Genomic DNA, 22,384 nt, shown 5'->3' with positions numbered 1-22,384 from the left:
GCTACTCCTTAGCGCAGCCGGCGCCGTAGCCCAAGGTGGCCCCACTGCTGCGGTCGGCCGTGCCACTGGCCAGCTTGGCGCACGGCATCTTTACCTCTGCGCCCTGGTTCAGGCGCACGTCCATCCGGTCCAGCCAGACTCGCCGGCCATCCAGTTGTACCTCCACTAGATCCAGTTCGTTGGTGGACAAGACCGGCAGCGGCAGCTGGGGCAGGCGATCCCGAGACAGGCTACCCAAGGGTTTGCCGAGTGGGTCGAGCAGGCTCAAGGGGTCGCTCTCGATCGCCACGACCGTGAGGGGAGCGGCCTGAAGCTCAAGCGATACCACGAGAATTGCGCTGGTGAGCCAGGCTTTGATCATGATTGTTCTCCTTGCCGGATGTGATCTCGGGTCTCCGCCCGAGCTTCTAGGTGATTGCGAAAAAGGGTGAGGCTGAGCAGTCCCAGACCGACCACGTTGAGCGGCGTCAGGCTCAGCAGGTAGCAGACGGCCATGGCGGCCAACAGGAGGATTGCCAGCACCGTTCTCAGGTAGAGCCTAGTGAACCAACCTTGCTCGCGAACCAGGACGATGGCGAGGATGGCGGCTGCAAACACCAGGCCGACGATACTGATGACATCCAGTGAGGTATCGCCCAGGCTTGGCGGGTCTCGGTAGTAGTCGGCCTGTAAGGTAATGAGATTATCCAAGGCCATGGCGTGCTGATAGACCGCCGGGATCTGTCCGTGAACCGGTGAATGGATGCGATCCGCCGCCCCCGTGATGTCGGCACCCACCAGAACCAGGCGCCCTTGTAATACGCTGCGCAGCAGCGCCCGCTCCTCGGGCAGGGTCGTTTCCAGTTCCGCTGCATTCAGGGTGAGGGTATAGGGGCAGGGCAGGGTCGCGGGAGTGGAGAAGCGCCAGAACAACGCCGTCAGCACCATCTGGAAGGTCTCCGCCAGGGCACTGGAGCGCAGTTGGCAATGCTGGCTGTTGCTGAGCAAAGGCTGCTGGCTAGCCGTATGCAGTCCCCATTGCACGGCGATGGGAGGCGCATCCGCTGCCATCTCACGCAGCTCGCAAGTCTGGCGTTGACAGTATTCCTGATAGAGCGCTTGGGCAGGTGTAGGCAGCGGCTGACCGTCGCTGCCGGTTACGGTGAGGGGATAGCGGTCCCCCTGGTCATCCCATTGGATGATGGCCGGCTTCGTCACCTTCGCCAGCTCAGACAGGGTATCCGCCTGATTCGTCTGCGGGAGCGTCTGCCCGGTGCTGGCGAGTAACACTGGAATGTCCTGCTGGGCATAGCGGGCGAAGACGTTGGCTAGTACCTGCGGCGTCTCGTTCGCCCGGGAGTGATCATGGCTATACAGCAGGTCGACGAATACCGCCTGGGGCCGATAATGCAGCAGCCGCGCCAACACCTTGGCCTGTTCCTGATAAGGCAGAGGCCAATGCAGATCGTGCCGAAGCAGAAAGGCATCGTCCAGCAACAGCAAAACGATCTGTTGCTGGCCGCGATCGGAGTAGAAGGCCGACAGCAGTCGATTGAAGAATTGTTCGCTGGCCTTGTCCGTGGCGCTGGACAAGCCCAAGGGATCACAGGCCAGGATCAGCAGCCCTAGTACGCCTAGCAGCAGCCCACGACGCAGACGGGTCATGGACCTTGGTGGCATTCCTTGGCACATCAAAACGTTCCTTGTTTCAAGCGAGAGCAACTCTGCGGCAATGGAGGGCTTTTTGCAAATTGCGTCACGTTTTTCGTCTGGGAGTAGCTTGCCCGCTCTCTTGTCTTTGCTCCAGCCCTGGTACCCATGTTCCGCCAGTGTATTGGATGCAATGGATCAGGCAGCTTTTGCCTGAAGTGCACCCAGCTCCTGCAACTTCACGGAACCGCAGCCTAGAGCGCACGGACGCCAATGGGTAACGTTCGCGTATATTCATGATACTAATTTGCATTTACAGATAGGACATCATCTCATAGTCTTTCAGCCCGCCGCTGGCGGCGTTGGATGCAGGTCCATGGACCCGGGAGCCGGGTCTGTCGAGTCCTTACGTGGGGTATGGACGGACCGCTTCCATTCTGAGGACGAACCTAGATGCAGCACTTCACTCTTCGCGCCCTGGCGCTCTCCGTTTCCCTGGGCGTGACAGCCTTGGCCCAGGCAGCACCCATCGCCCTGTCGCAACCGGCGCAGCCGCTGGCCGATGCCCTGCAGAGCTTTGCGCGCGCCAGCGGCCTGAAGGTGAACTACGATCCCGCGGCCCTGGCCGGCAAAGGTGCGCCGGCGCTGTCGGGGCGGATGGAGCCGGACGTTGCCTTGCAGCGGCTGCTGGCCGGCAGTGGCTTGGCCGCCTCGCTGTCCGGCAACGTCGCCACCGTCGCCCCGGCAGCCACCCAGGCCGGGACCGGTAGCGTGGCGCTGGATGCCACCACCATCACCGCCGACGATGGCTCGCTCGTGGGACGAGCGAGCACCGAGGGCACTCGCTCCTACACGACCGGGGCGATGAGCACCTCTACCGGCCTGCCGTTGTCCATCCGCGAGACGCCCCAGTCGGTCAGTGTCATCACCCGGCAACGCATGGAAGACCAGGGCATGACCGACCTCAATGACGTCGTGAAGTATGCCCCGGGCGTGACATTGAACAAGTTCGGTGGCGATCGTCAGGAATTCCTGTCGCGCGGTTTCCGCATCGACAACATCATGTACGACGGTCTGCCCACCACGGCGGGGACCTTTACCCTCGACACCCTGTCTTCGGCCGACCTGTCCATCTACGACCGCGTCGAAGTGGTACGCGGCGCCACCGGCCTTATGACCGGCGCTGGTGATCCCTCGGCCACCCTGAATCTGGTGCGCAAACGCCCGACCGCCTTTCCGCAGGTCAGCGTCACCACCAGCGCCGGCAGCTGGGATCGCTATCGTACCGAGGTCGACGCCTCCAACAAGCTGAATGAAGCTGGCACCCTGCGCGGCCGCGCCGTGGCTGCCTATGAAGACAGCAACAGCTTCCAGGACGTCCGCGAGCGCAAACGCCAGACCTTCTATGGCGTGCTCGAAGCGGATCTCAGCGACGCTACCACCTGGACCATCGGCGCCTCCAAGCAGCGCGAGGACAAGACCTCCGACTGGGGCAGCCTGCCCAGCGGTCCCAATGGCGAAGACCTGCACCTGTCACGCTCCACCTTCCTGAGCGGCGACTGGGCGTACTGGGATCAGGACACCTACACCCTGTTCTCGGACATCACCCACACCTTCGACAACGGCTGGAAGGCCAAGCTGGCAGCGCAGCAGGTCTGGGCGAATTCGGATACCTATTCCAATTACCTGACCTCTGTAGCGCCGGACTTCAGCTATTCCTCCGTCAGCGATCTGGCCACCGCCTCCGGTGCCTATCGGACGGATTCCGACCAGCTCAACCTCGATGCCTCGGTGAGCGGCCCCTTCCAGTTGCTGGGTCGAGAGCATGAGTTGATGGTGGGCATCAGTCGGCGTCAGGAAAAGTTCTACCAGCGCGGGGGCTTTTCCGGCGCAACCCCGGTCGACATCTACAACTTCCGTCCCAGCAGCATTCCCAAGCCGGCCAAGGACAGCTTGACGCCTTACGCCAGCAAGAACACCACCACCGAGGAAGCGATTTACGCTGCTGCGCGTCTCAATCCGATCGATCCCCTGCACGTCATCGTTGGGGGACGCGTCAGCTGGTACGACTTCGACAATCTCTACAGTGACAACGACTACAAGGCCACACGCGAATTCACGCCCTATGCCGGCATCATCTATGACCTGAACGACACCTACTCGGTGTATGCCAGCTATACCGAGATCTTCAAGCCGCAAAGCGAGCAGAACACCGGAGGTTCGGTACTTGAACCCCGGACCGGCAAAAGCTACGAGATCGGGCTGAAGGGCGCCTATTTCGATGGCGCCTTGAACGCTTCCGTCGCGCTCTTCGACACCGTCCAGGAAAATCGCGCCTACCTGCCGAGCAACCAGGCGACCTTCTGCCCGGGCTATCCGGTGCAAAGCTGCTACACCGCCGCTGGCGAGGTTCGCAGTCGCGGCATAGATGCGGAAATCTCCGGTCAATTCGCACCCAACTGGCAGGCGTCGGCGGCCTATACCCTGGTGCTGAGCGAGTTCACGAAAGACGCTGTTTACGAAGACCGCCGCTTCGCGCCGGAGCAGCCCAAGCACCTGTTCAAGGCCGCCACCAGCTATCAGCTCACCGGCGAGCTGAGCAAGTGGCGCATTGGCGCCGATCTGCTGGCTCAGAGCGGGACCTTCGAGCGTGTCGGTAATGGCGAAGCCAAACAGGATAGCTATGCGCTGGTGGGCGTGATGGCGGGCTATCGTTTCAACGAGCACTGGGATGGTCGCGTCAACTTCAACAACATTTTCGACGAGAAATACTGGCAGGGCATTCCAACGGGCACTGGTACCGGCGTCTACGGCGATCCCCGCAACGTCATGCTCAGCCTGAAGTGGACCCTCTGATCCCGCGACTCCGTTAGCGGGCTCACGCTTCGCCCTTGTCCGACCCACCGGACTTGGGCGAAGCTGCGGACTTCTGCGAAGGAGTGCCGCCCATGTCCAGCCCGATCGTCCATCTGGAACGCTATGCTGATCGCCATGCCGAGGGTCTCGCTGCCCTCTATGGCGATCCGGCCGTGGCGCGGCAGGTGCTGCAGCTACCCTATCAGAGCGCCGAACAATGGCGGCAGCGTCTGAGCGGCGAGCGCGAAGGGCGGATAGGATTGGTCGCCCTGCGGCAGGGGCAGGTGGTGGGTAGCGCCAGTCTCGAACAGCAGCAGCGCATTCGCCGCCAGCACTGTGGCGCCCTCGGCATGGGCGTGGCCCGGGATTGCCAGGGGCAGGGCATAGGTACCCAGCTGCTGACGGCCCTGCTCGACCTCGCCGACAACTGGATGAATCTGCAACGGGTCGAACTGACCGTCTTCAGCGACAACGAGCCGGCCCTGGCGCTCTATCGCAAGCTGGGTTTCGAAGAAGAAGGGCTGCTGCGGCGCTATGCCCTGCGCGATGGGGTGTTCGTCGACGCCTACAGCATGGCGCGCTTCAAACCCTGATCGCGGTGTATGAGAGAAACTTGAGTTCACCACAAGAAACCTGAGTTTTTTTCATGGGTCATGCGCGACGACAATCTTCACCTTGTCTGGTGGAGGTGTGCAATGGTCAAGATTCATTCCCAGAGTTCCGCGCGGCGCGAGCAACAGGGTGACGCGTCCCTGGCGACGATGGCGTCTCTCGACGATTGCGACCGGGCCGCCCTGATCGCCCAGGGACGTCAGCAGCGTCAGCAGGCGTGGCGCGCCCAGCAGGCCGCGGGTTGTGAGTGGCTCGCAGTAGGCGACTTCGGCTGGGGCGATCGGGTTCTGGCGCATTCGTATCTGGTCGGCGCCGCCACTCGCACCGAGGCGGCAGACGATCTGGGATTCGCCGGCCCCTGTCAGGTCCCGGTATTCACCGCGGACCAGTCCTTTGCCATCGGCTGGGAGCAGCTGTTCAACGAGGTCGCCGAGGCCCAGGCGCTCGGTCTGCTGGTCAAGCCGGTGATCCTCGGACCCCTGAGCTATCTATGGCTCGGTCGCTCGCTCGATCCGGCCTTCGATCGCCTCGAACTGCTGGAAGCGTTGCTGCCGGTCTACGGCGAGATCTTCGCGCGGTTGGCCGCCCAGGGCGTGGAATGGATCCAGATCGACGAGCCGCTGCTGACGCTGGAACTGCCGCTGGCCTGGCGTACCGCCTTCGAAAGAGCCTACAACCTGCTGCAACGCGAGCCGCTGAAGAAGCTGCTGGGTGTGCGTCATGGTGAGTTGATCGAGAACCTGGGGTTGGCTGCCGGTCTGCCGCTGGAGGGGCTGCATGTCGATTGGCCACGGTCGGTCCAGGCCCAGCAGGGGCTGCTCGATCGACTGCCGGCCTACAAGACGCTGTCGCTGGGCTTGATCGAAGAGACTGAAGCCGGACCCGTAGGCCAGCAACGGCGGCTGCACTTCGTTCGCCAGGCCGGCGAACGCCTGCAGGAGCGCCTCTGGCTGTCACCCGCGGTCCTTTCCAGGGACGCCGACGTGACGCAGGCCGATGCGGTGGCGGCCGAATTCGCTTGCCTGGTGCGGGCCGCTCGCCAGGCCGCCATAGGCAGGCCAGCAGTGCGCCCGGAAAGGCCTTGGTCGGCGATAGAGGCGGCCCTGGCGAAGCTGGGCGCTGCCCAGTCCCACCTGGTAACGTCCTGAGCTAGCGGTGAGCGGTCAGCAGCAGGCCGCCTGCGCCTGCAAAGAAGGCGCCGGTGGCCTGGTTGAGGCGGCGCACTCCGCGGGGCCCGCGGATGAAGCGGCGGATTTGCCGGCCGAACAGGCCATAGATGAAGGCCGCGACCATTTCCGCGAACAAGTGGGTACCACCCAGGTAGACGAATTGTTGGGTGGTCGGCTGGGTGGGGTCGATGAATTGCGGAAAGACCGCGGCGAACAGCAGGATCGCCTTGGGGTTGCTGATGCCGATGAGAAATTCCTGCAGCATCAACCGATGCAGCGCGCGTGGTTGCGCTGCGCCGTTCTCGCTCAGGTCCAGGCCGTCGAAGGCCCGGCTGCGCCAGCTCTTCACGCCCAGGTAGAGCAGATAGAACGCACCGATCCACTTGATGACGGTAAAGGCCGTTTCCGAGGCCAGCAGCATGGCGCCCAGGCCCACCGCCGAAATCACCAGGAAGATCACGAAGGCCACATTGCGACCCAGGGCCGCCAGTCCCGCCGTCACCGCGCCGTGACGGATGCCATTGCCGAGCGAGCAGAAGTTGTTGGGGCCGGGTGTCAGGGCGATGAGCAGGGCGACCGGAAAGAACAGCAGGGCATCGACGAGATTCATGGCGGTCGCCTGGTGCGCCGCGAGGGCGCCGAAGAGGAAGGGTGGTCGGCTATTTAAACCGTCTTTCCACGCCTTTCTCCACCAGAATCTTCGCCGAGATCTCCTCTACGGAAAAATGCGTGGTGTTGATGAAGGAGATGTTCTCGCGGCGGAACAGACTCTCCACCTCGCGTAGTTCGAATTCGCACTGGGCGAAGCTCGCATAGCGGCTGTTCGGCCGGCGCTCGTGGCGAATCGCCGCCAGCCGCTCGGCGTCGATGGTCAGCCCGAACAGCTTGTCGCGATAGGTCTTGAGCGAGGCGGGGAGTTGCAGGCGCTCCATGTCCTCCTCGGTCAACGGATAGTTCGCCGCGCGGATGCCGTATTGCAGTGCCATGTAGAGGCAGGTCGGCGTCTTGCCGCAGCGCGAGACCCCCACCAGGATCAGATCGGCCTGGGCATAGTGGGTCGTGCGGGCGCCGTCGTCGTTTTCGAGTGCGAAATTGACGGCCTCGATCCGCTCCATGTAGTGACTATTGTGCATGATCGAATGTGACTTCCCTACCGAATACGAAGATTCGGCGGAAAGTTCCCGTTCGAGCGGGGATAAAAACGTGGAGAAGATGTCGATCATGAACCCGTTCGACTGGTCCAGAATGGCCCGGATGTCGCGGTTGACGATGGTATCGAAGATGATGGGTCGCGCACCGTCCTGGACGGCGGCGGCATTGATCTGCTGTACCATCGCCCTGGCCTTGTCCAGCGTATCCACGTAGGGGCGGGTGACCTTCCTGAAGGTGATGTCCCCGAACTGGGCCAGGAGGCTCTGACCGAGGGTTTCGGCCGTGATGCCGGTACCGTCGGAAATGAAAAAGGCGGTTCGTTGCATGGAGGGACGTCCTGGTGGCGTACGGGGCAGGGATCGCTGCACTGTAACCTACCGCCGTCCACTGTCCATGGGGCGAGCGCCGAGGCGTACTGCTTTCCCACAAAGACACAAGATGGAGAGAAGACCTTGGACGAGTATGTAATTTCACTGGAGCAGCTTGGCGTGCACGACGTCGAGCGCGTGGGCGGCAAGAACGCATCCCTCGGCGAGATGATCGCCAACCTGGCCAACGCGGGCGTCTCCGTGCCGGGCGGGTTCGCCACCACGGCCCAGGCCTATCGCGATTTCCTTGAGCAGAGTGGGCTGAACGAGCGTATCCACGCGGCCCTCGATGCCCTGGATGTCGACGACGTCGTCGCCCTGGCCAAGACCGGCGCCCAGATCCGCCAGTGGGTAATGGACGCGCCTTTCCCCGAGCGCCTGGACGCCGAAATCCGCCGGGCCTTCGCCGAGATCTCGGCAGGCAACCCCAATCTCGCTGTCGCCGTACGCTCCTCGGCGACCGCCGAAGACCTGCCGGATGCCTCCTTCGCCGGTCAGCAGGAAACCTTCCTCAATATCCGCGGCGTCGACAACGTCATCCGCGCGGCCAAGGAAGTCTTCGCCTCCCTCTTCAATGACCGCGCCATCGCCTACCGCGTGCACCAGGGCTTCGATCACAAGCTGGTCGCCCTGTCCGCCGGCGTGCAGCGCATGGTGCGTTCGGAAACCGGCGCCGCTGGCGTGCTCTTCACCCTGGATACCGAATCCGGTTTCCGCGATGCGGTCTTCGTCACCGCTGCCTATGGCCTGGGCGAGACCGTGGTGCAGGGCGCGGTGAACCCGGACGAATTCTATGTCCACAAGCCCACCCTGGAAGCCGGTCGCCCGGCCATCCTCAGACGCAACCTGGGCAGCAAGGCCATCAAGATGGTCTATGGCGAAGAAGCCAAGGCCGGTCGCTCCGTGCGCACCGTCGATGTCGAGCCCGCGGATCGCGCGCGTTTCTCCATCACCGATGCCGAGGTCACCGAACTGTCCAAGCAGGCGCTGATCATCGAGCGTCACTATGGTCGGCCGATGGACATCGAATGGGCCAAGGACGGCGACGACGGCAAGCTCTACATCGTCCAGGCGCGCCCGGAAACGGTGAAGAGCCGGGCCAGCGCCACCGTCATGGAGCGCTACCTGCTCAAGGACAAGGGCCTGGTGCTGGTGGAAGGCCGCGCCATCGGCCAGCGCATCGGCGCCGGCAAGGTCAAGATCATCCGCGACGTGAGCGAGATGGATCGTGTCCAGCCCGGTGACGTCCTGGTCTCCGACATGACCGATCCCGACTGGGAGCCGGTGATGAAGCGCGCCAGCGCCATCGTCACCAACCGCGGCGGCCGTACCTGCCACGCCGCCATCATCGCCCGCGAGCTGGGGATCCCGGCCGTGGTCGGTTGCGGCAACGCCACCAGCCTGCTCAAGGACGGCCAGACCGTCACCGTCTCCTGTGCCGAAGGTGACACCGGCCTGATCTACGAAGGCGAACTGGACTTCGACATCCGCCAGAGCTCGGTGGATGCCATGCCCGAGCTGCCATTCAAGATCATGATGAACGTCGGTAACCCCGACCGCGCCTTCGACTTCGCCCAGCTGCCCAATGCTGGCGTGGGCCTGGCCCGCCTGGAATTCATCATCAACCGCATGATCGGCGTGCACCCCAAGGCGCTGCTCAACTACGACAGCCTGCCCTTCGAGGTGAAGGAAAGCGTCGACAAGCGCATCGCCGGTTACTCGGATCCGGTCGGCTTCTATGTCGAAAAGCTGGTGGAAGGGGTGTCCACCCTGGCCGCCGCCTTCTGGCCGAAAAAGGTCATCGTGCGCCTATCGGACTTCAAGTCCAACGAGTACGCCAATCTGATCGGCGGCAAACTCTACGAACCTGAGGAAGAGAACCCCATGCTGGGCTTCCGCGGTGCCTCTCGCTACATCAGCGAGAACTTCCGCGATTGCTTCGAGCTGGAATGCCGCGCCATGAAGAAGGTGCGCGAAGAGATGGGCCTGACCAACGTCGAGCTCATGGTGCCCTTCGTGCGCACCCTGGACGAGGCGGCGCGGGTGGTCGAGCTGCTCGGCGAGAACGGCCTCAAGCGCGGTGAGAACGACCTGCGCGTCATCATGATGTGCGAGCTGCCCTCCAACGCCCTGTTGGCGGACGAGTTCCTCGAGCACTTCGACGGCTTCTCCATCGGCTCCAACGATCTGACCCAGCTCACCCTGGGCCTGGATCGGGACTCCGGCATCATTGCCCACCTGTTCGACGAGCGTAATCCGGCGGTCAAGAAGCTGCTGGCCAATGCCATCGCGGCCTGTAACCGGGCCGGTAAGTACATCGGCATCTGCGGTCAGGGTCCCTCGGACCACCCGGACCTGGCCAAGTGGCTGATGGAGCAGGGCATCGAGAGCGTCTCGCTCAACCCCGACTCCGTGCTCGACACCTGGTTCTTCCTGGCTGAAGGCAACGCCTGATCCCAGGGGTCACCCTGCCTGCCTGAGGCAGGGTGACTCTTTCCAGGATTAATCCCCCATTCCCCACGAGCGTGGCCCTGCCCAGCTGGAGTCACGTTCGCCGGATCGCCTCACCACACGGGGGCAGGATCCTTGCACGAGACACCAGATGCAGCAGTACGACAGTGATGTGGAACAGGGCCTCGTCTATGGCTATCTCCTCGAAGGCCGCGGTGGTGGACGGCGCCTGAGTCGCCGTGAACTGGCCGAGGTCGAGCCGGGTCCCGGCGAGGTGCTGTGGCTGCACTGGGATCGCAGTGTGCCCGAGGCCCAGGCCTGGCTCCGGCAATCCAGTGGTCTGAGCGAATTCGCCTGCGATCTGCTGCTGGAAGAAGCGACCCGCCCACGCCTGGTCAATCAGCCCGACGACAGCCTCCTGCTGTTCCTGCGCGGGGTGAACCTCAATCCTGGCGCCGTGCCCGAAGACATGGTGTCGCTGCGGGTATTCGTCGATAAACGCCGGGTGATCTCGCTGCGCATGAGGCCCATGAAGGCTGCCGCCGAAGTCCAAGAGGACCTGGAGGCGGGCATCGGCGCCCAGAATGCCGAGGAGCTGGTGCTCTACCTCGCCAGCTACATGACCAGTCGGGTCGATGACCTGGTGCGTGGCCTGTCCGATCAACTCGATAGTCTCGAGGAGCAGGTCGACCAGGACGAGGGCAGCCTGCCCGACCATGCCCAGGTGCTGACCCTCAGGCGCCGCGCCACCGGGCTGCGCCGTTATCTGGCCCCGCAGCGTGACATCTATGGCGATCTGGCTCGTGGCAAGCCGGCCTGGTTCGTCGAGGCGGCCAGTCAGGGTTACTGGAGCGAATTGCACAACAGTCTGGTGCGCAACCTGGAAGAGCTCGAGGTCATGCGCGAGCGGGTCGCGCTGCTGCAGGACGCCGAGCAACGGGCGACCACGGAAAAGACCAACCGCACCCTCTATCTGCTGGCCATCATCACTGGCTTCTTCCTGCCCATCAGCTTTATCACCGGTCTGCTCGGGATGAACATGGGGGGCATGCCGGGTTCGTCATCCGCCTTCGGTTTCGTGGCTGCCTGCCTGCTGATCGGCGCGGTGGCGGTCTTCCAGGTCTGGCTGTTTCGCCGACTGCGCTGGCTGTGACCCGTCTCCACCTCGCTGCGTCAAGAGGAAACGACCAGCGAGGTGCCTATGCACGATCCCTTCGAAGCGTCCCTCAAAGCGCTCCTCAATACCCCGGCCAATGCCCAGGACGAGGAGGGCGATGATCAGGCACGATTGCACCGTGTGCTCAAGACCGCCAATCGTCAGGTGGGCGCGGGTGCGCTGTTCGATCTGATCGGGCGGCACTGGGCATCGGCGCTGCTGCTGGCACTGGGCAACGGCGCCCCTCATCTGAAGCCGCGCTCGCGCCGTACCGCACGTAGCGAATCTTCCCCGGAGATCCTGAAGTAGATGGAATTCGATATCTGGACCCAGAGTCTGCTGTCCGCCATGACCACCCTGTGGAGCAAGGTGGCCGGCTTCATTCCCAACGTCTTCGGCGCCCTGGTGGTGATCCTGGCGGGCTTCGCGGTTGCCAAGATTCTCGACACCGTGCTGTCGAAGGTGCTCGCCAAGCTCGGCCTGGACCGCGTGCTCGCCGGTGCCGGCGTGACCAAGCAACTGGCCAAGATCGGCATGCGCATGCCGGTCACCACTTTGATCGGCCGGATCGTCTACTGGTTCGTCCTGCTGGTGTTCCTGGTGTCGGCGGCCGAGTCCCTGGGTTTGCAGCGCGTTTCCTCCACCCTGGACGTCATGGCGCTCTATGTGCCCAAGATCTTTGGCGCCGCCCTGGTGCTCATCGTCGGGGTGCTGCTGGCGCAACTGGTCAGCGGCCTGGTCCACGGCGCCGCCGAGGGCGTCGGCCTGGATTACGCCGCAGGGCTGGGGCGTCTGGCCCAGGGCCTGGTCATCATCATTGCGATCTCGGTCGCGGTCGGTCAGCTGGAGATCAAGACCGAACTGCTGAACCTGGTCATCGCCATCGTGCTCACCGCCTTCGCCCTGGCTGCAGCCCTGGCCCTGGGGCTGGGTAGCCGGGGACTGGTGTCGCAGATTCTGGCCGGTATCTACGTGCGCGAACTCTACGAAGTCGGCCAGTGGGTGACCTTGGCGGACGTCGAAGGCGAGATCGAGGAGATCGGTACCGCCAAGACCCTCATCATGACCGAGGAGGGCGACATCGTTTCGGTTCCGAACCGTCTATTGCTGGAGGCTCAGGTCCGCAGCCGCTGACAGGCGCCGCGGAGATGGCTATCATGCCCGCCACTTTTTGGTAGCCAATTCCGTCTTGAACAAGCCTGCCCCTCATGCCTACGATCCGACCACGCTCAGCGATGAAGAGCTGGTCCAGCGCGCGCATGGTGAACTCTTCCACGTGACGCGAGCCTACGAAGAACTGATGCGCCGCTATCAGCGCACCCTGTTCAACGTCTGCGCCCGTTACCTGGGGAACGACCGGGATGCCGACGATGTCTGCCAGGAGATCATGCTGAAGGTGCTTTACGGTTTGAAGAATTTCGAGGGGAAATCGAAATTCAAGACCTGGCTGTACAGCATCACCTACAACGAGTGCATCACTCAGTACCGCAAGGAACGCCGCAAGCGGCGGCTGGTGGAGGCATTAAGTCTGGATCCGATGGAGGAAGCCTCCGAGGAACGGGCGCCGAAGCTGGAAGAAAAGGGAGGGATGGATCGCTGGCTGGTCCATGTGGGGCAGGTCGATCGGGAGATCCTGGTGCTGCGTTTCGTCGCGGAGCTGGAGTTCCAGGAGATAGCCGACATCATGCACATGGGGCTCAGCGCCACCAAGATGCGATACAAGCGGGCACTCGACAAACTGCGTGACAAGTTCGCAGCTGAAGTTGAGGGCTGACCGGATGTGTCAGCTGTAAGTTTTTGAACTTCACGAAAACTTGTTGTCGAAGCCTCCGGAGATTGCCGGAATTAGTACCACTAAAATGGGGATACAAAGGATGAAACTGAAGAGCACCTTGGGCGTCGTGATCGGCTCCCTGCTGGCAAGCGCCTCGCTGAGCGCCCTGGCACAAGGTCAAGGCGCCGTCGAGACTGAGCTGTTCGGCAGCCGTCTGTTCACCGACAGCCAGCGCAACATGACCAACGCTGACCTGTACGGCGGTTCCGTTGGCTACTTCCTGACCGACGACGTTGAGCTGGCGTTGTCCTACGGTGAGTACCATAACGCTCGTGGCGACCGCGACCTGGGCCACAAGAACATCAAGGGCAGCCTGGCCGCTCTGGATGCCTACTACCACTTCGGTCAGCCCGGCGTCGGCCTGCGTCCGTACGTGTCCGGTGGTTTCGCTCACCAGTCCATCAGCAACCGCGACATCAACGAAGGTGGTCGTGATCACTCCACCTACGCCAACCTGGGTGCCGGCCTGAAGTACTACTTCACCGAGAACCTGTATGCCCGTACCGGCGTGCAAGCCAACTACAACATCGACTACGGCGACACCGAGTGGAGCGCTGCTGTTGGTGTTGGTCTGAACTTCGGTGGTTCCACCAAGAAAGAAGTCGCTCCGGCTCCGGCTCCGGCTCCCGTTGCTGACGTCTGCACCGATTCCGACAACGATGGCGTTTGCGACAACGTCGACAAGTGCCCGAACACCCCGGCCAACGTCACCGTTGACGCTACCGGCTGCCCGGCTGCCGCTGAAACCGTTCGCGTCGAGCTGGACGTGAAGTTCGATTTCGACAAGGCCGTGGTCAAGCCCAACAGCTACGCCGACATCAAGAACCTGGCTGACTTCATGCAGCAGTACCCGCAGACCTCGACCACCGTTGAAGGCCACACCGACTCCGTCGGCACTGACGCCTACAACCAGAAGCTGTCCGAGCGTCGTGCCAACGCCGTGCGTAACGTGCTGGTCAACCAGTACGGCGTGCAGGGTGGCCGTGTGAACGCTGTTGGTTACGGTGAGTCCCGCCCGGTTGCTGACAACGCTACCGAAGCCGGTCGCGCTGTTAACCGTCGCGTAGAAGCCGAAGTCGAAGCTCAGGCCAAGTAATCTGCCTGATCCAGACGTGAAAAAGCCCGCCTAGTGCGGGCTTTTTCATGCCTGACGTTCTTGGCGTCAGACGTAGATCCAGGCACTGCAGGCATAAAAAACCCCGCCGAAGCGGGGTTCTTCTTTACGGATCGATCAGCCGCGATCGTCCGAGATATCACGTTGGACAACGCCGGTGTACAGCTGGCGCGGCCGGCCGATCTTGTAGGGGCCGGACAGCATTTCCTGCCAATGCGAGATCCAGCCAACGGTCCGCGCCATGGCGAAGATCACGGTGAACATGCTGGTCGGAATACCGATCGCCTTGAGGATGATGCCAGAGTAGAAGTCCACGTTCGGATAGAGGTTGCGCTCGACGAAGTAGGGGTCCTTGCGGGCCAGTTCTTCCAGGCGCATGGCCAGCTCCAGCTGCGGATCGTTGATGCCGAGCTCGGCCAGGACTTCGTCGCAGGTCTGCTTCATCACCGTGGCGCGGGGATCGAAGTTCTTGTAGACCCGGTGGCCGAAGCCCATCAGCTTGAACGGATCGTTCTTGTCCTTGGCCTTGGCCACGAACTTGTCGATGTTGGCGACATCGCCGATCTCGTCCAGCATCTTCAGCACGGCTTCGTTGGCACCACCATGCGCCGGACCCCAGAGGGCGGCAATGCCGGCAGCGATGCAGGCGAAGGGGTTGGCGCCCGAAGAGCCGGCCAGGCGAACGGTGGAGGTGGAAGCATTCTGCTCATGGTCGGCATGCAGGATGAAGATGCGATCCATGGCACGGGCCAGCACTGGGCTGATGGGTTTTTCCTCGCACGGGGTGTTGAACATCATGTGCAGGAAGTTTTCCGCATAGCCCAGGTTGTTGCGGGGATACATCATCGGCTGACCCATGGAGTACTTGTGCACCATGGCGGCTAGGGTCGGCATCTTGGCGATCAGGCGCATCGCCGAAATCTCGCGGTGCTGCGGATCGGTGATGTCCAGGGAGTCGTGATAAAAGGCCGACAAGGCACCGACCACGCCGCACATGATGGCCATGGGATGCGCATCGCGACGGAAGCCGTTGAAGAAGTTCTTCAGTTGCTCGTGAACCATAGTGTGGTTCTTGATGGTGTCAACGAACTGCACTTTTTCTTGCGCGTTCGGCAACTCACCCTTGAGCAGCAGGTAACAGGTCTCGAGGTAGTCGGATTTCTCCGCCAATTGCTCGATCGGGTAGCCACGATGCAGCAGGATGCCCTTGTCACCGTCGATGTAAGTGATCTTGGACTCACACGAGGCAGTGGACATGAAGCCCGGGTCGAAGGTGAACACACCAGTGGAGGTGAGGTTGCGAACATCGATCACGTCCGGGCCGAGGGTGCCGGACATAACGGGCAGGTCAACCGGATCCGCTCCCGAGATGATCAACTGCGCTTTCTTGTCAGCCATTAGGCCTCCTTATTTTGCTTTGAAATCATCAATAAACCCTCCACTCAGGGCCTCGCCCACTATAGAGGGATAAATTTGAAAGTCAATTTACGAAAATATCACCCTAGAGGCGCTTTCTGGGCAGATTGTGCGGCGAAAAGACATTAACACGCAGGCTTCTGAATATCAGCTGGCGACGTCGGGATCGGGTATCCGCGTTTGTCATGAGTAGGCTAACTGTCTATAATTCTCGCCCGACCGTGCCGGGTCGGCGAGCTGATGCCGAGCGGTCGAGACGCTTTCAACAGGAAGCGTGTAGCAGATGTGGAATCTCCTATAACTAGCCCGACCGTAATTGGGCCCTCAGTGTGAAAGAAGCCGTGAATAGCAAACGACCTGTAAACCTAGATCTCAGGACCATCAAACTACCTATCACAGCTTATACCTCGATTCTTCACCGTATCTCCGGCGTCATCCTCTTCCTCGGCATCGCAGTCATGCTCTATGGCCTGCATCTGTCGCTGGGTAGCCCGGAAGGCTTCGGCCAAGTGAAAGCTTTTCTGGCCTATCCGCTGGTCAAGCTCGTGATCTGGGGTCTGCTGTCCGCATTGCTCTACCACCTGGTCGCCGGCATTCGGCACCTGATCATGGATGGTGGCGCCGGCGAAACCCTGCAGGGCGGCAAGCTGGGTGCGCAGCTCGTGCTGGTCATTTCCGCAGTTCTGATCATTCTGGCAGGGGTTTGGGTATGGTAACCAACGTCACCAATCTTTCGCGTTCCGGTCTCTACGACTGGATGGCTCAACGGGTCTCGGCAGTCGTCCTTGCGGTCTACTTCCTCTTTCTCATCGGCTTCCTGATCCTTCATCCAGGGCTCACCTTCGAGCAATGGCACGGCCTGTTCTCCCACACCCTGATGCGCATCTTCAGCCTGTTGGCGCTGGTGTCCATCTGCGTTCATGCCTGGGTTGGTATGTGGACCATCTCCACCGACTACCTGACCACCATGGCAATCGGCAAGGGTGCTACCGCCGTGCGTTTTCTCTTCCAGGCGGTATGCGGGTTCGCGATGTTCGCGTTCTTCGTCTGGGGCGTGCAGATCTTCTGGGGTGTTTGATCTATGTCCACAATTCGTCATATTTCGTTTGATGCCATCATCGTAGGTGGCGGCGGCGCCGGTATGCGCGCCGCCCTGCAACTGGCCCAGTCCGGCCACAAGACCGCGGTGATCACCAAGGTTTTCCCGACCCGCTCCCATACCGTGTCCGCTCAGGGCGGCATTACCTGTGCCATCGCTTCGGCCGACCCGAACGACGACTGGCGCTGGCACATGTACGACACCGTCAAGGGGTCGGACTACATCGGTGACCAGGACGCCATCGAGTACATGTGTTCCGTGGGCCCAGAAGCGGTCTTCGAACTCGAGCACATGGGGCTGCCGTTTTCCCGTACCGAGCAGGGCCGCATCTATCAGCGTCCCTTCGGCGGTCAGTCCAAGGACTACGGCAAGGGTGGCCAGGCCGCACGTACCTGCGCCGCGGCCGACCGTACCGGTCACGCTCTGCTGCACACCCTCTATCAGGGCAACCTGAAGAACAACACGGTGTTCCTCAACGAGTGGTACGCCGTGGATCTGGTCAAGAACCAGGATGGTGTCGTGGTCGGCGTCATCGCCATCGCCATCGAAACCGGCGAGACCGTCTACGTCAAGGCCAAGGCCACCGTGCTGGCCACCGGCGGTGCGGGTCGTATCTATGCCTCCACCACCAACGCCCTGATCAACACCGGTGACGGCGTCGGCATGGCGCTGCGCGCCGGCGTGCCGGTGCAGGACATCGAGATGTGGCAGTTCCACCCCACCGGCATCGCCGGCGCCGGGGTACTGGTCACCGAGGGTTGCCGCGGTGAGGGTGGCTACTTGATCAACAAGCATGGCGAGCGCTTCATGGAGCGCTATGCGCCCAACGCCAAGGACCTGGCCGGTCGCGACGTGGTCGCCCGTTCCATGGTCAAGGAAGTGCTGGCCGGCAACGGTTGCGGTCCGGATGGCGATCACGTGCTGCTGAAGCTGGATCACCTGGGTGAAGACGTGCTGCACAGCCGTCTGCCCGGTATCTGCGAACTGTCCAAGACCTTCGCCCATGTCGATCCGGTCGTCGCACCGGTGCCCGTGATCCCCACCTGCCACTATATGATGGGCGGCATCGCCACCAACATTCATGGCCAGGCCATCACCCAGGACGCCAACGGCAACGACAAGATCATCGAAGGCCTGTTTGCCGTAGGCGAGGTGGCCTGCGTGTCCGTGCACGGGGCCAACCGTCTGGGTGGCAACTCGCTGCTGGACCTGGTGGTCTTCGGGCGTGCCGCTGGTCTGCACCTGGAGAAGGCGCTCAAGGAAGGTATCGAGCACCGCGGTGCCTCGGAAAGCGATCTGGAAGCCTCGCTGCAGCGCCTGTCCGGCGTCAACGAGCGCACCACCGGTGACGACGTCGCCACCCTGCGCAAGCAACTGCAGACCTGCATGCAGAACTACTTCGGGGTGTTCCGCACCGGCGAGTACATGCAGAAGGGCATCGCCGAGCTGGCCGACCTGCGCGAGCGCATCGCCAAGGTCAAGATCAACGACAAGAGTCAGGGCTTCAACACCGCCCGTATCGAAGCGCTCGAGTTGCAGAACCTGCTCGAAGTGGCCGAAGCGACCGCCATCGCCGCCGAGAACCGCAAAGAGTCCCGTGGTGCTCACGCCCGTGAAGACTTCGAAGAGCGCGACGACGAGAACTGGCTGTGCCACACCCTCTATTTCCCCGGTGAAAAGCGGGTCAGTAAGCGTGACGTCAACTTCGCGCCCAAGACCGTACCGATGTTCGAACCCAAGGTTCGGACTTATTAAAGGTGACCACCATGTTGAAAGTCAGCGTTTATCGTTACAACCCGGATCAGGACGGCCTGCCGTCCATGCAGGAGTTCCAGGTCGATACCGGTGGGAAGGACCTCATGGTGCTGGACGTCCTGGCTCTGATCAAAGAGCAGGATGAAGGCTTCTCCTACCGTCGTTCCTGCCGCGAAGGCGTGTGCGGCTCCGACGGTATGAACATCAACGGCAAGAACGGCCTGGCATGCATCACGCCGTTGTCGGCGGTGGTCAAGAACGGCAAGCTGGTCGTGCGTCCGCTGCCTGGCCTGCCGGTCATTCGTGACCTGGTCGTCGACATGAGCATCTTCTACAAGCAGTACGAGAAGGTGAAGCCGTTCCTGCAGAACGAGACCCCAGCACCGGCCATCGAGCGCCTGCAGAGCCCGGAAGACCGCGAGAAGATCGATGGTCTGTACGAGTGCATTCTGTGCGCCTGCTGCTCGACGTCCTGCCCGTCCTTCTGGTGGAATCCCGACAAGTTCCTCGGCCCCGCTGCGCTGCTGCAGGCCTATCGTTTCCTGGCCGACAGTCGCGACACCAAGACCCAGGAGCGTCTGGCCGCCATGGACGATCCGTTCAGCGTGTTCCGCTGCCGTTCGATCATGAACTGCGTGGCGGTATGTCCCAAGGGGCTGAACCCGACCAAGGCCATTGGCCATGTGCGGGCGATGCTGCTGCAGAGCGGTACCTGATCCACGTCCCGCCCGGCCAGTTGTGCCGGGCGGGTTCGTTAGCGACCTTGATAGCTTGATTCAACCAATGTCCATTCAGGGATACCCGGAACCGCATCCGGGCATTGGCGCAGTCGTAGTGAGGCCAGGTCTCGCGTCGAGGCTGGTCATCGGCTGATGCTATCTCTGCCGAAGGGGTGAACTAGATGCACGAAAGTCAGATGCAGCAACTGTGGGACAGCGCTCACCTGTCCGGCAGTAATGCTGCCTATGTGGAAGAGCTCTATGAGCTGTTTCTGCACGATGCCAACGCTGTGCCGGAAGAATGGCGCACCTACTTCCAGAAGCTTCCCGCGGTCACTGGCAATTCGCCGGACGTCGCGCATTCCGCGATCCGCGACCATTTCGTGCTGCTGGGCAAGAATCAGCGGCGAGCTCAGCCGGTCTCGGCCGGTACCGTCAGTTCCGAACACGAGAAGAAGCAGGTCGAAGTCCTGCGTCTGATCCAGGCGTACCGTCTGCAGGGTCATCAGGCTGCCCAACTCGACCCCTTGGGTCTGTGGCAGCGTCAGCCGCCTGCCGATCTGCTGCTCAACCACTATGGGTTGACCGACGCCGATCTGGATACCACCTTCCGTACCGGTGAATTGTTCATCGGCAAAGAGGAAGCAACTCTCCGCGAAATCAGGGATGCGCTGCAAGAGACATATTGCCGCACGGTTGGTGCGGAGTTCATGCACATCGTCGATTCTGAGGAGCGCCGCTGGTTCCTGCAGCGCCTGGAAAGCGTCCGTGGCCGTCCGCAGTATTCGCCGGAAGTCCGTACCCATCTGCTGGAGCGTCTGACCGCCGCCGAGGGTCTGGAAAAGTACCTGGGCACCAAGTACCCGGGCACCAAGAGATTCGGCCTGGAAGGTGGCGAGAGCCTGATTCCGCTGATCGACGAGATCATCCAGCGTTCCGGCTCCTATGGGGTCAAGGAACTGGTGATCGGCATGGCCCACCGTGGCCGCCTGAACGTGCTGGTCAACACCCTGGGCAAGAACCCGCGCGACCTGTTCGACGAGTTCGAAGGCAAGAAGCTGGTCGAGCTGGGCTCCGGTGACGTCAAGTATCACCAGGGCTTCTCCTCCAACGTCATGACCCAGGGCGGCGAAGTCCACCTGGCGCTGGCGTTCAATCCCTCGCACCTGGAGATCGTCTCTCCGGTGGTGGAAGGTTCGGTACGCGCGCGCCAGGATCGCCGCGGCGATCGCTCCGGCGACAAGGTCGTGCCCGTGGCCATCCACGGCGACGCCGCCTTCGCCGGCCAGGGCGTGGTCATGGAAACCTTCCAGATGTCGCAGACCCGGGCCTACAAGACCGGCGGCACCCTGCACCTCGTGATCAACAACCAGGTGGGCTTCACCACCAACCGCCAGGAAGACGCGCGCTCCACCGAGTACGCCACCGATGTCGCCAAGATGATCCAGGCGCCGATCTTCCATGTGAACGGCGACGATCCCGAGGCGGTGCTGTTCGTCACCCAGCTGGCGGTCGACTACCGCATGCAGTTCAAGCGTGACATCGTCATCGACCTGGTGTGCTACCGCCGTCGCGGCCACAACGAGGCCGACGAGCCGAGCGGCACCCAGCCGTTGATGTATCAGCAGATCGCCAAGCAGCGCACCACCCGCGATCTCTATGCGGATGCCCTGACCCAGGCCGGCGTGGTCACTGCCGAGCAGGTCCAGGCACAGTTCGAAGCCTATCGCGGTGCCCTTGACGAGGGCCGTCACGTCGTGGCCAGCTTGGTCAAGGAGCCCAATCGCGACCTGTTCGTCGACTGGAAACCCTACCTCGGCCATGCCTGGACCGCCCGGCACGACACCGGCTTCGACCTCAAGACCCTGCAGGATTTGGCCAACAAGCTGCTGCAGGTTCCGGAAGGCGTCGTGGTCCAGCGTCAGGTCGGCAAGATCCTCGAAGATCGCCAGAAGATGACCGCTGGCGGTCTGCCTTTGAACTGGGGCTTCGCCGAGACCATGGCCTACGCCACCCTGTTGCACGAAGGCCATCCGATCCGCATCACCGGTCAGGATGTCGGCCGTGGCACCTTCTCGCACCGTCACGCGGTGCTGCACAACCAGAAGGACGCTGTACCCTACGTGCCCCTGCAGCACCTGGCCGAGAATCAGCCGTCGTTCGAGATCTACGACTCCTTCCTGTCCGAGGAAGCGGTACTGGGCTTCGAATACGGCTACGCCACCACCACGCCCAATGCGCTGGTGGTCTGGGAAGCCCAGTTCGGTGACTTCGCCAACGGTGCCCAGGTCGTCATCGACCAGTTCATCACCAGCGGCGAGATCAAGTGGGGTCGTCTCTGCGGCCTGACCATGCTGCTGCCCCATGGCTACGAAGGCCAGGGCCCGGAGCACTCCTCGGCACGCCTGGAGCGTTATCTGCAACTGTGCGCCGAGCAGAACATCCAGGTCTGTGTACCCACCACGCCGGCGCAGATCTACCATCTGTTGCGTCGCCAGGTGATCCGCCCGCTGCGCAAGCCGCTGGTGGTACTCACGCCCAAGTCGCTGCTGCGCCACAAGCTGGCCATCTCGACCCTGGAAGACCTGGCCCATGGCTCCTTCCAGACCGTGATCAACGAACTGGATCAGATCGATGCCCAGCAGGTGAAGCGCCTGGTGCTGTGCAGCGGCAAGGTCTACTACGACCTGCTGGAAAAGCGCCGCAGCGAGAATCGCCAGGACATCGCCATCGTGCGTCTGGAGCAGCTCTACCCGTTCCCGGAAGACGATCTGGCCGACGTACTGGCCGGCTATCCGAACCTCGAGCGCGTGGTCTGGTGCCAGGAAGAGCCGATGAACCAGGGCGCCTGGTACTGCAGCCAGCATCACATGCGCCGCGCCGTGTCCGGTTACAAGCAGGGCCTGGGTCTGGAATACGCCGGTCGCGATGCGTCCGCCGCGCCGGCCTGCGGCTATGCCTCCATGCACGCCGAGCAGCAGGAAAAACTGCTGCACGATGCTTTCTCCGTTTGATTCGCCACGCGACTACTAGAGATCACTAAGGAAATTCATA

At 62.3% G+C, this 22,384-nt stretch carries 19 protein-coding genes; 14 read left to right on the top strand and 5 right to left on the bottom strand.

Annotation, left to right across the window (positions count from 1 at the left end; translation table 11 throughout):
• Position 1 precedes the first annotated feature (1 nt).
• On the bottom strand, positions 2-361 hold the full coding sequence (locus NRG74_RS10300; RefSeq protein WP_017638906.1) for a hypothetical protein: 360 nt from the start codon (positions 359-361) through the stop codon (positions 2-4).
• A complete protein-coding gene (locus tag NRG74_RS10295; RefSeq protein WP_257706442.1) occupies positions 358-1,644 on the bottom strand; it encodes a CHASE2 domain-containing protein in 1,287 nt (428 codons plus the stop codon). The genes NRG74_RS10300 and NRG74_RS10295 overlap by 4 nt, the downstream gene beginning before the upstream one ends.
• 438 nt (positions 1,645-2,082) lie before the next feature.
• Here NRG74_RS10295 and NRG74_RS10290 point away from each other — a divergent pair, with 438 nt between their 5' ends.
• The 3 genes from NRG74_RS10290 to NRG74_RS10280 all read left to right on the top strand — a co-directional run bounded on the left by NRG74_RS10290 (position 2,083) and on the right by NRG74_RS10280 (position 6,245).
• Complete coding sequence (locus tag NRG74_RS10290; RefSeq protein ID WP_257706441.1) at positions 2,083-4,485, top strand: TonB-dependent siderophore receptor; 2,403 nt, start codon at positions 2,083-2,085, stop codon at positions 4,483-4,485.
• A gap of 92 nt (positions 4,486-4,577) precedes the next feature.
• Positions 4,578-5,078: a GNAT family N-acetyltransferase gene (locus NRG74_RS10285; RefSeq protein WP_017638903.1), complete on the top strand. Its 501-nt coding sequence runs from the start codon at positions 4,578-4,580 to the stop codon at positions 5,076-5,078.
• Between the two features lie 102 nt (positions 5,079-5,180).
• Positions 5,181-6,245, top strand: a complete 1,065-nt coding sequence (locus NRG74_RS10280; RefSeq protein ID WP_257706440.1) for a hypothetical protein — start codon at positions 5,181-5,183, stop codon at positions 6,243-6,245.
• A 1-nt stretch (position 6,246) separates the two neighbouring features.
• On the opposite strand, the gene NRG74_RS10275 is transcribed toward NRG74_RS10280, so the two are convergent.
• Positions 6,247-6,876, bottom strand: a complete 630-nt coding sequence (locus NRG74_RS10275) for a LysE family translocator (RefSeq protein ID WP_017638901.1) — start codon at positions 6,874-6,876, stop codon at positions 6,247-6,249.
• Positions 6,877-6,925: 49 nt separating this feature from the next.
• Positions 6,926-7,744: a posphoenolpyruvate synthetase regulatory kinase/phosphorylase PpsR gene (ppsR, locus tag NRG74_RS10270; RefSeq protein WP_058767088.1), complete on the bottom strand. Its 819-nt coding sequence runs from the start codon at positions 7,742-7,744 to the stop codon at positions 6,926-6,928.
• A 126-nt stretch (positions 7,745-7,870) separates the two neighbouring features.
• Here ppsR and ppsA point away from each other — a divergent pair, with 126 nt between their 5' ends.
• The 6 genes from ppsA (at position 7,871) to NRG74_RS10240 (ending at position 14,323) form a co-directional block, all read left to right on the top strand.
• The gene (gene ppsA / locus NRG74_RS10265; RefSeq protein ID WP_026083586.1) at positions 7,871-10,240 is read left to right on the top strand and encodes a phosphoenolpyruvate synthase; all 2,370 of its coding nucleotides are present in this window, start codon (positions 7,871-7,873) and stop codon (positions 10,238-10,240) included.
• 148 nt (positions 10,241-10,388) lie between these two features.
• Positions 10,389-11,390 (top strand): zinc transporter ZntB, encoded by a 1,002-nt coding sequence (locus tag NRG74_RS10260; protein ID WP_257706439.1) that lies wholly within the window; start codon positions 10,389-10,391, stop codon positions 11,388-11,390.
• Between the two features lie 48 nt (positions 11,391-11,438).
• Entirely contained in the window at positions 11,439-11,702 is a 264-nt protein-coding gene (locus tag NRG74_RS10255; protein ID WP_017638897.1) for a hypothetical protein, read from the top strand.
• On the top strand, positions 11,703-12,527 hold the full coding sequence (locus NRG74_RS10250) for a mechanosensitive ion channel family protein (RefSeq protein WP_017638896.1): 825 nt from the start codon (positions 11,703-11,705) through the stop codon (positions 12,525-12,527).
• A 55-nt stretch (positions 12,528-12,582) separates the two neighbouring features.
• On the top strand, positions 12,583-13,167 hold the full coding sequence (gene sigX / locus NRG74_RS10245) for an RNA polymerase sigma factor SigX (RefSeq protein WP_007159259.1): 585 nt from the start codon (positions 12,583-12,585) through the stop codon (positions 13,165-13,167).
• A gap of 100 nt (positions 13,168-13,267) precedes the next feature.
• Complete coding sequence (locus tag NRG74_RS10240) at positions 13,268-14,323, top strand: OmpA family protein (RefSeq protein ID WP_017638894.1); 1,056 nt, start codon at positions 13,268-13,270, stop codon at positions 14,321-14,323.
• Positions 14,324-14,458: 135 nt separating this feature from the next.
• Here the strand turns inward: NRG74_RS10240 and gltA are convergent, their stop codons facing one another.
• Positions 14,459-15,739, bottom strand: a complete 1,281-nt coding sequence (gltA, locus tag NRG74_RS10235; RefSeq protein ID WP_257706438.1) for a citrate synthase — start codon at positions 15,737-15,739, stop codon at positions 14,459-14,461.
• Positions 15,740-16,086: 347 nt separating this feature from the next.
• On the opposite strand from gltA, the gene sdhC reads away from it, so the two are divergent.
• The 5 genes from sdhC (at position 16,087) to NRG74_RS10210 (ending at position 22,344) form a co-directional block, all read left to right on the top strand.
• Positions 16,087-16,473 carry a succinate dehydrogenase, cytochrome b556 subunit gene (gene sdhC / locus NRG74_RS10230; protein WP_026083585.1) on the top strand — a complete coding sequence of 129 codons (387 nt, stop codon included), beginning with the start codon at positions 16,087-16,089 and terminating at the stop codon, positions 16,471-16,473.
• Complete coding sequence (gene sdhD / locus NRG74_RS10225) at positions 16,467-16,835, top strand: succinate dehydrogenase, hydrophobic membrane anchor protein (RefSeq protein WP_017638892.1); 369 nt, start codon at positions 16,467-16,469, stop codon at positions 16,833-16,835. The genes sdhC and sdhD overlap by 7 nt, the downstream gene beginning before the upstream one ends.
• Before the next feature lie 3 nt (positions 16,836-16,838).
• Complete coding sequence (sdhA, locus tag NRG74_RS10220; protein ID WP_026083584.1) at positions 16,839-18,611, top strand: succinate dehydrogenase flavoprotein subunit; 1,773 nt, start codon at positions 16,839-16,841, stop codon at positions 18,609-18,611.
• An 11-nt stretch (positions 18,612-18,622) separates the two neighbouring features.
• Positions 18,623-19,327 (top strand): succinate dehydrogenase iron-sulfur subunit, encoded by a 705-nt coding sequence (locus NRG74_RS10215; protein WP_017638890.1) that lies wholly within the window; start codon positions 18,623-18,625, stop codon positions 19,325-19,327.
• A 185-nt stretch (positions 19,328-19,512) separates the two neighbouring features.
• Entirely contained in the window at positions 19,513-22,344 is a 2,832-nt protein-coding gene (locus tag NRG74_RS10210; RefSeq protein WP_064306648.1) for a 2-oxoglutarate dehydrogenase E1 component, read from the top strand.
• Positions 22,345-22,384 lie beyond the last annotated feature (40 nt).

The sequence above is a fragment of the Pseudomonas oryzihabitans genome (assembly GCF_024652905.1).
GTDB lineage: Bacteria > Pseudomonadota > Gammaproteobacteria > Pseudomonadales > Pseudomonadaceae > Chryseomonas > Chryseomonas benzopyrenica.
Note: the sequence above shows the minus strand (reverse complement) of the source record. Positions and strands in the feature narration are given on the sequence as shown.

Bases quoted from the DNA above. Each gene is read 5' to 3' on its own strand.
- NRG74_RS10210 (WP_064306648.1), top strand. From the start codon at position 19,513: ATGCACGAAAGTCAGATGCAGCAACTGTGGGACAGCGCTCACCTGTCC.
- NRG74_RS10240 (WP_017638894.1), top strand. From the start codon at position 13,268: ATGAAACTGAAGAGCACCTTGGGCGTCGTGATCGGCTCCCTGCTGGCA.
- sdhD (WP_017638892.1), top strand. From the start codon at position 16,467: ATGGTAACCAACGTCACCAATCTTTCGCGTTCCGGTCTCTACGACTGG.
- ppsR (WP_058767088.1), bottom strand. From the start codon at position 7,744: ATGCAACGAACCGCCTTTTTCATTTCCGACGGTACCGGCATCACGGCC.
- NRG74_RS10300 (WP_017638906.1), bottom strand. From the start codon at position 361: ATGATCAAAGCCTGGCTCACCAGCGCAATTCTCGTGGTATCGCTTGAG.
- NRG74_RS10295 (WP_257706442.1), bottom strand. From the start codon at position 1,644: ATGACCCGTCTGCGTCGTGGGCTGCTGCTAGGCGTACTAGGGCTGCTG.
- gltA (WP_257706438.1), bottom strand. From the start codon at position 15,739: ATGGCTGACAAGAAAGCGCAGTTGATCATCTCGGGAGCGGATCCGGTT.
- NRG74_RS10250 (WP_017638896.1), top strand. From the start codon at position 11,703: ATGGAATTCGATATCTGGACCCAGAGTCTGCTGTCCGCCATGACCACC.
- NRG74_RS10280 (WP_257706440.1), top strand. From the start codon at position 5,181: ATGGTCAAGATTCATTCCCAGAGTTCCGCGCGGCGCGAGCAACAGGGT.
- NRG74_RS10260 (WP_257706439.1), top strand. From the start codon at position 10,389: ATGCAGCAGTACGACAGTGATGTGGAACAGGGCCTCGTCTATGGCTAT.
- NRG74_RS10255 (WP_017638897.1), top strand. From the start codon at position 11,439: ATGCACGATCCCTTCGAAGCGTCCCTCAAAGCGCTCCTCAATACCCCG.
- NRG74_RS10275 (WP_017638901.1), bottom strand. From the start codon at position 6,876: ATGAATCTCGTCGATGCCCTGCTGTTCTTTCCGGTCGCCCTGCTCATC.
- sdhA (WP_026083584.1), top strand. From the start codon at position 16,839: ATGTCCACAATTCGTCATATTTCGTTTGATGCCATCATCGTAGGTGGC.
- NRG74_RS10285 (WP_017638903.1), top strand. From the start codon at position 4,578: ATGTCCAGCCCGATCGTCCATCTGGAACGCTATGCTGATCGCCATGCC.
- NRG74_RS10290 (WP_257706441.1), top strand. From the start codon at position 2,083: ATGCAGCACTTCACTCTTCGCGCCCTGGCGCTCTCCGTTTCCCTGGGC.
- NRG74_RS10215 (WP_017638890.1), top strand. From the start codon at position 18,623: ATGTTGAAAGTCAGCGTTTATCGTTACAACCCGGATCAGGACGGCCTG.